The sequence below is a fragment of the uncultured Dokdonia sp. genome, assembly GCF_947492535.1.
In the GTDB taxonomy this organism is placed as follows: Bacteria; Bacteroidota; Bacteroidia; order Flavobacteriales; family Flavobacteriaceae; genus Dokdonia.
Window position 1 is genome coordinate 81,070 of the sequence record NZ_CANLNH010000019.1, and the last position, 7,294, is coordinate 88,363.

7 protein-coding genes are annotated in these 7,294 nt (G+C 34.1%); 5 read left to right on the top strand and 2 right to left on the bottom strand.

The genetic code is table 11. The features are described 5' to 3' along the window. Positions 1–88: 88 nt before the first annotated feature. From Q1A60_RS19460 to Q1A60_RS19470, 3 genes are all read left to right on the top strand, one after another. Positions 89–2,257 carry a DNA mismatch repair protein MutS gene (locus tag Q1A60_RS19460; protein ID WP_299768362.1) on the top strand — a complete coding sequence of 723 codons (2,169 nt, stop codon included), beginning with the start codon at positions 89–91 and terminating at the stop codon, positions 2,255–2,257. 236 nt (positions 2,258–2,493) lie between these two features. Then, complete coding sequence (locus Q1A60_RS19465) at positions 2,494–2,904, top strand: thiol-disulfide oxidoreductase DCC family protein (RefSeq protein ID WP_299768365.1); 411 nt, start codon at positions 2,494–2,496, stop codon at positions 2,902–2,904. 180 nt (positions 2,905–3,084) lie between these two features. After that, entirely contained in the window at positions 3,085–5,064 is a 1,980-nt protein-coding gene (locus Q1A60_RS19470; RefSeq protein WP_299768368.1) for a mucoidy inhibitor MuiA family protein, read from the top strand. Positions 5,065–5,148: 84 nt separating this feature from the next. Here Q1A60_RS19470 and Q1A60_RS19475 read toward each other — a convergent pair whose 3' ends face one another. Continuing rightward, on the bottom strand, positions 5,149–5,340 hold the full coding sequence (locus Q1A60_RS19475) for a hypothetical protein (protein ID WP_299768371.1): 192 nt from the start codon (positions 5,338–5,340) through the stop codon (positions 5,149–5,151). A gap of 169 nt (positions 5,341–5,509) precedes the next feature. On the opposite strand from Q1A60_RS19475, the gene Q1A60_RS19480 reads away from it, so the two are divergent. Next, positions 5,510–6,178 (top strand): hypothetical protein, encoded by a 669-nt coding sequence (locus Q1A60_RS19480; RefSeq protein WP_299768374.1) that lies wholly within the window; start codon positions 5,510–5,512, stop codon positions 6,176–6,178. 281 nt (positions 6,179–6,459) lie between these two features. Then, positions 6,460–7,014, top strand: a complete 555-nt coding sequence (locus tag Q1A60_RS19485) for a hypothetical protein (protein ID WP_299768377.1) — start codon at positions 6,460–6,462, stop codon at positions 7,012–7,014. A 64-nt stretch (positions 7,015–7,078) separates the two neighbouring features. On the opposite strand, the gene Q1A60_RS19490 is transcribed toward Q1A60_RS19485, so the two are convergent. Continuing rightward, positions 7,079–7,294 (bottom strand): hypothetical protein (locus tag Q1A60_RS19490; RefSeq protein ID WP_299768380.1); only part of this gene is annotated, 216 nt, incomplete at its 5' end.

The window sequence follows — 7,294 nt, forward strand, 5'->3', positions numbered from 1 at the left end:
CGCTATAAAAGCTATAAGCTAATAATACATAAAGAAAAAGAATATATAGTAATTATTAAAACTTTACTAGTAATTACCATCCTATACGATGATAAACATACATCAAAAAACACTTAAAGATCTTGAATTTCATACCGTTTGTGAGCATATCTCTGAGCGCTGTGTAACTGAGCATGGAAAAGAAAAAGCACTTGCCATTGTTCCGTATGCATCCTCAAAAGATGTTCTTTTTGGATTGCATCAAACCAATGAATATGTCTCGTCAAAATTTCATGAAACGGTGATTCCAAATCATGGATATGACCCCATAGATCGTGAAATCAAATTTCTAGACATCGAAGACAGCGTTTTAGAAAGAGGGAGTTTTAAAAAACTCTCAAGCATTTCTGAGACGGTTAATATTCAATTAGCATTCTTTAATAAATACCAAGAAAAATATCCTACACTTCATAAAACAGTAGTTAATACAGAATATACTACTGTGATTATAGATGCTGTCAATGCAGTATTTGATAAATACGGAGAATTAAGAGATGATGCCTCTCCCCTTTTACGTACAACGCGTAGGAGTATCAATCAGGTAAAAGGACGAATTAATTCTAGTTTTGCCTCTGCCTTAGGTCAATACCAAGGCTATGGATATCTAGATGATATTAGAGAATCTGTAGTTGAAAATGTGCGTGTTTTGGCTGTTACAGCAATGCATAGGCGTAAAGTCAAAGGTGCTATCATGGGAAGCTCTAAGACAGGAAGTATTGTGTATATACAACCTGAAGCTACATTACAAGCACAAAGAGAACTCAATAATTTACTCTTTGAAGAAGATGAAGAAATCAAGCGTATCTTAAAAGCCCTGAGTGATACGGTACGTCCTTATATCTCATTACTTTCTGAATATCAAGAACTACTAAGTACTATAGATGTCATTGCGGCCAAAGCAAAATATGCAGAAAAACTGAACGCTGTTTTACCTACCATTACAAAAGATAGAGAAATCACACTTAAAGATGCATATCACCCACTGCTCTATTTAAGTAATACAGCTAAAGGAGAAAAAACCTTTCCGCAAGATATTCGACTTGATAGAGATAGTCGCATTATTGTGATTTCTGGACCTAATGCAGGAGGAAAAAGTATTACCCTAAAAACTGTAGGCTTACTACAGATCATGCTGCAAAGTGGGATGCTAGTACCTGTACATGAGTATTCTAGAATGTGTCTTTTTAATAGAGTTCTTACAGATATAGGTGATAATCAAAGTATCGAAAACCATTTAAGTACCTATAGTTATCGTCTTAAGAATATGAATTACTTTCTTAAGAAATGTGATAAGTATACACTCTTTCTCATTGATGAATTTGGTACAGGATCAGATCCAGAATTAGGAGGCGCACTAGCAGAAACCTTCTTAGAAGTATTCCATGAGCGTGAAAGCTATGGAATAATTACGACCCATTACGCCAATCTTAAAATGATGGCTAATGAAACCAAAGAAATTGTCAATGCAAATATGCTTTTTGACGCTAGAACATTAGAACCGCTGTTTAAATTACATCTAGGAGAAGCAGGAAGTTCCTTCACCTTTGAAGTCGCTCAAAAAAACGGCATTCCTTATTCGCTTATTAATCGCTCTAAGAAGAAGGTAGAACGTGGCAAAATACGTTTTGATAAGAGTATTGCTAATCTTCAAAAAGAACGCAGTAAACTCGCTAAAACAACCTCTACACTTAAAGAAAAGGAACAAAAAGCGATACAACAAGATCAAAAGCTGCAAGAGATCAATGCAAAGGTGCAATCAAAATTAGAGAACTATCAAGAACTCTATGACAGCAATCAGCGTCTTATCTATTTGGGTCAGAAGTTAGATACCGTGAGTGAGAAGTTTTATCGTGATAAGAAGAAACGTGAACTCGTAGCTGAACTCATGAAAATTGTTCAGATAGAAAACTCTAAACGTAAGAAACAATCGGCTAAAGCAGCAAAAGCTCAAAAACAAAAAGAGCAGCAAGTAAAACAAGAAGTCGAAAAGAAAGTAGCAGTTATTCGAAAAAAGAAAAAAGAAGCCAAAATCGTAGCTCCTAAAGTAGAAAAACCGAAACCGATCTTGAAAGTAGGTGATCGTGTACGCATGCATGATGGAAAAGCGGTGGGTGTGATTGATCTCATCGAAAAAGGAAAAGCAACGGTAGATTACGGCATGTTTACCACAAAAGTGTCTGTAGATCAATTGGAATTGGTACAAGCTAAGAAGAAGTAAATTAATAAATATCACATTGGGCTTGTCGAAGTATCGCATACACAATATGATCCTTTATAAATACGCTTTCGCGAAAGCGCATACAGAAGCTTAACAAGATTTTAGAATAACTCTATCACACGGGTAGTATCTTTGTAATAGCAATTAATAATAAGTGAAGTTCTGGGATGAGATTCCCGCCTTCACAGAAAATATGTGAAGTTTCGGGGTGAGATTCCCGCCTTCGCGGGAATGAGATGGAAGTACCTAAAGACAAAAAAATAATCTTATTTGATGGTGTTTGCAACCTTTGCAATAGCTCTATCACTTTTGTCATCAAGCATGATCCAAAAGATCTGTTTCGATATGCACCTCTACAAAGTGATTTAGGGAAATCATTGATGGACAAACATCAAATTGATTCTGAAAAGGTAGATTCTATCATTCTTGTAGATCAAGACAAAGCGTATACGAAATCCTCGGCGGCACTTCATATAGCAAGAAAACTCTCTGGTGGATATCCATTACTAGCTGCTTTTTTAATTATCCCACCTTTTCTTAGAAATATAGTGTACGATTTTATTGCGCGTAATCGCTACAAATGGTATGGAAAAAAGGAGTCTTGTATGATTCCAACTCCAGAATTAAAAGCGAAGTTCTTAGGTTAACTATATTTCCGTACTTCGGCTACGCTCAGTATAAACTCCGACAGAAATCTCCAAAAATTCTTTTAAAAAACCCCATCCCTATTCCAATAGACTATTTGGCGCATTAAAAACACCACTTCCCTCATTATTGGTTTTGAAAAAGGTATCAAGCACCTAGTTTTGATATCAAATCAAGAAACCATGAAAAGAATAACACTCCTAGTTTTTATGCTTTTTATATACGCTTTCGCGAAAGCGTATAATGAACCCAACAAATTGGTTTGCATAGAAGAAACAACAACAGAAAACGCAATCTCTTCAGAGATCTCTCAAGTAACCGTGTATCTAAACGGAGCACAAGTAGAGCGTACGAGTAACACCTTTATAAAAGCAGGCACAACAACCTTAGTTTTTAAAGACCTTTCAAATACCATAGATGAAAACAGCATCCAGGTTGCTGGACTTGAAAAAGCTTCTGTCTTATCCATAAACTATGGTATTGATTTTCTAACGAAACAGAAAAATACAGAAGCTGTAGAAGCATTACAGAAAGAAAAGAAAGAAATAGAATATCAAATACATAAACTCAATAATCTCATGTCAGGATTAAAAAAAGAGGAAGAAGTTATTGGGTTAAATCAACGATTAGGGAGTGAAACAAAAGAAGTAGATATTGAGAAAGTAAAGATGCTTGCCAAGTACTATAGAGAACGTATTACTGCAATTAAAGATGAAATTCTCACCGCAGAAATCAAAAAGAAAGAACTTCAAGACAAAAGCAAAGACATAACCAAACAGTTTAATGAACTCAATGTTACGGAAGAAGAAAGCACTGGTAAAATCACTTTAAAAATCAACAGTGATATATCAACAACGTTAGCTTTAAAATTAACGTACAATGTTAAGAATGCAGGTTGGTATCCTATGTATGATTTAAAAGCAGAAACCATAACATCTCCCTTAGCACTTTCGTACAAAGCACATGTATATCAAAATACAGGAACCTCTTGGGAAGATGTATCATTGATTATCTCTTCTGGAGACCCTAATACCAACAATGTAAAACCAGAAATCAATACAAAGTACTTACAATTTGTAAATAACTACTATCGAAACAACAGTAGAAAAACAAAAAAGTATAGTTATAAATACAATCCGAACATCAAACGCGTAACGGGCATCATCTCTGATGAAAATGGGCCCATTCCAGGAGTAAATGTACTTATAAAAGGAACTAGTGTAGGAACACAAACAGATTTTGATGGTCGTTATACAATTGATGTTCCTAATGGGAAAGAACTCGTCTATTCGTATGTAGGTTTTCAATCTAAAGAACTTCCCATTCATGCGAGTACAATGAATGTAAGTCTGGATGCAGATAGTAGCTTAGATGAAGTAGTAGTGACTGGATATGGAGCTAAAAAAGAATCACAACATATTCAAATAAGGGGAGTAAGTTCGTTAAATGGTTCTACTAGTAATATTTCTAATGAAGATATAGAAAGAATACTTCAAGGTAAAGCTCTGGGCATCCCTGCAAATCAAACGGCTACAGGCGATCTTAAATTAGAAGGGCTTACCACTACAAGATTTGAAATTAAAAAGAAGTATACCATTGCTTCAGATGGGGATGTCACCGTTATAGAAGTAGATGCATTTGATATCCCAACTACGTATGAGCATTTTGCAGCCCCTATACTCAATGAAAATGTATTCCTCACAGCAAATATTAAAAATTGGTCGCGATATAGTTTGTTGCCTGGAGAAGCCAATATTTACTTTGAAGGAAGCTTCTCTGGAAAAACATTTATTGACCCTCTGGCTACTACCGAAGAACTCACTATTTCATTGGGTGTAGACCCAAGTGTTATTATAGAACGTGAACAACTAGATAATTTTAAAGCTACCTCATTTATCGGTTCGCAACGCATTATAGATAATACCTACCAAATTAAAATTAAGAACAACAAGAATACGAATATCAATTTAAAATTAGTAGACAGAGTTCCTATATCTCAAAACAAAGAAATCAAAGTAGATGATATTGAAACAGGAGATGCTAAATATGATAAAGAGACAGGATTACTAAAATGGACACTTACGATGCCGTCAAATAGTGCTCAGGAAAAACAATTTTCATACGAATTACGATACCCAAAGTCAAAGCAGATTAATTTATAATCTTAAAAAATAGAACGATCATAAAGCAAAAAGGAGAAATCCCATGAGAACTTCTCCTTCTTATTATACTAAGCACACAATATACTAGTAAGGAAGACAAAAAGGATCACCACTAGGACCCGTTGTACATACGCCAGGACAATGTGGTGGTCCGCAATCCAGACCATTCGTGTTTTCTGTACAAACTATAACTCTTATAAGTCTAATTCCTCCTTCTATACGTTTTTGCTCTGTTTTGTTTAGGGAAGTTCCTAAACTTGAAATTTTCTTTAACATGATCATAATTTTATGGTTAATAATACCTCTAAGATAACAAAAATAACTGAATGCCAACAAGTTATGGTTTTACCGTAATTAATAAAAATGTGAATTTCTATAAAAACAATGACACAAAAACAAATAAGATACCCAGAAGCAAGACGTAATAATTCATAAGTATAAAAAAATGATCCGTACGATTTTAATAGTCTTAGCACTAACCTGCTTAACATCATGTAAATCAGTGGTTAATAATTTAAAGCAAGAACCATTAAGAATAGATAACTCAAAAAATCTGTATGCATTTATTGGTCGAAAAATTTCTGTAACTGAATTTGATCCTAATAACCCAATAAGAATAAAACTAAAAATTGATTCTATAACTAAAGATACTATTCAATATCAAAGTTATGTAATGGACAGTGGTTTTCGTTGCAAATACCTTATTGAAAAAAATGTATTTAATAAAATCGAAACTGATACCATTGAATTTAAAGCATATGATCATTACGGAAGGCCTGGATTTGAAAAATATGATCAAGTGTTATTATATCTATCAAAAGATGAAAATGGAAATTATTACCATCAAAAATATCAATTCGAGTCATTGTTTTTAAATTCGAAAGGTCAGTACTATAGTTACCCAAAGTTCTTAGGAAATAGCTACTTACCTATCGCCAATGAACTAGAAACTTTTGAAATAGAATTTCCTAAAAGCGAAAAATACAATAGTAATAATGTTGGTGTTCGGGGTGGTTATTATGAAATAGATGGTCAATTTGCTTATCCAGTAAAGGGAATGTTTTTAGAAGAAATAATTGAATTTAGATTGAGAACAACTTTTAAACACTTATAAATAAAATATATAAACATTTCATTATTAAACATTTAAAACTTTGGCACGCTCCTTGGTTTATACTACTCAAGAAACGTACGCCGAGAGTCGGTAACGTAATACTAGGTGTATTTTGGAGATCGTTTTTAATAACGAAGTTGCTTTTAGATTTTTTGACGCAACGATTCTTTTATATAGCATCGCTATAAAAAAGATGAGTAAGAATAAAAAAGCAAAAATGAACGAGTTATTATAATGAGAATTGAAGTACACATAGTATGCAAACCCTAATATTTTTATATATGAAAAAGTTAGTCGTATTAGTAGTTTTATTTCTAGGAGGAATGACTGCTCAAGCAAATGAAGTGACGAATCTCGATCACGCAAACACAACAGGGATACGTTACAATGTGCCACAAAAAATCAAATTTGTACAACGTGGTGTGAAGTTTATTGTTTTTCCAAATGGAGAATTTGATTTTAAGTTTTTAAATCCTCAACATCATGGAAGACGAGGACATAATGCACCAGGCACAACCTATAACAATCGTAGAAGTGGCTATGTTTCTTATGATTATTATGGCAATGTCACTAAAGTAGGACGTAATTACATTTATTACAACCGTAACTGTGATGTAAATCAGATTGGAAATGTCACATTACGATATAGAAACGGCAGATTAGTACGTGTAGGTAATTTAAGAATATTCTATAACCGTTATGGAGAGATTGCACACACAGAAGGACATGTGATATATAATGATCATTATGGAACAAATTATGATTATAATAATGATCCATATTACGGAAGAAAAAGAAACCGTAACAGCGTAGGCGCTAGAGGAGGTAAAAGATAATAGATTTTTGGTTGGTTAGTTTTGGGAAACCTCGTAAAGCATTTGTTTTACGGGGTTTTTCTCTTTAGTTAAAAACATAGATACTAAGACTCAATCCATTTCTCTCTCTATGAAAGAGAGCCTCTCCCCTATGATATCTTGTAGTATACGCTTTCGCGAAATCGAGCTTGCGAGATTCACGACCATAGGGAGAGCAAAGCGATAAATCGAGCTTGCGAGATTCACGACCATAGGGAGAGCAAAGCGATAAATCGAGCTTGCGAGATTCACGACCATAGGG